This window comes from Vibrio sp. 1641, assembly GCF_033339995.1.
GTDB classification, from domain to species: Bacteria; Pseudomonadota; Gammaproteobacteria; order Enterobacterales; family Vibrionaceae; genus Vibrio; species Vibrio alginolyticus.
In genome coordinates this window covers 1-648 of sequence record NZ_JAWOVP010000241.1, presented here as the reverse complement: position 1 = coordinate 648, position 648 = coordinate 1, and the positions used below count along the sequence as shown (strand labels likewise).

Sequence of the window (648 nt, the reverse complement as noted above, 5' to 3'; positions counted from 1 at the left end):
TGTAGTCTCCACGCATAACATTCTCGATCATGCCGTCGAAATCTGTCGCGTAAGTAATCCCTTTGCGAATGTTTAAGTCATCAAGTAGAGGCATGGCCGTGTTTATCCACACGCCACCAGCACCAACTGGATATTGGTTGTAACCCCAGAACTTCTCAATGTAACCCTTTTGATAAGGGGCAGTATTGGATTTGTCATGCCATAAACTTGGCAAAACCAATCCAAATGCGTCCAACTTACCTTTTTCGAAGTGCTTCATCGCAATATCACTATCGCGGATAACCGTGATACGAATTTTGTCGACGTTATAGCGATGCTCGTAGTACTTATTGGTATAACCCCACCAGTCCTCACCTACGTGCTTAAAGGTAACGCTTTTACCTTTTTTGACGTCGGCTAAGTAATAAGCGCTGGTGGTTGGTTCACTTTTAAAGTTGTAGTAGCGCACAAAATCATCATGAATGCCGTCACCGTTCTCGTCTTTCTTCGGATTCGCATAGAAATGAGCAGGACGAGGACGTAGCGCCCCCATTCTCAACAACAACTCTTCTGGATTGAGCTCTTTCGCGGCCTTCACGGCGAAGGTGTGATCGTCAAATTTGATAACATCAGCAACCGTTTTGTTGTAGTAGTCGTTGTACCAAGGCT

Annotated in this window: 1 protein-coding gene; it reads right to left on the bottom strand. The window is 45.1% G+C overall.

What is annotated here, in order from left to right:
- The coding region (locus tag R7Z47_RS25275; protein WP_318130821.1) for an ABC transporter substrate-binding protein at positions 1 to 648 on the bottom strand (648 nt) is incomplete at both ends.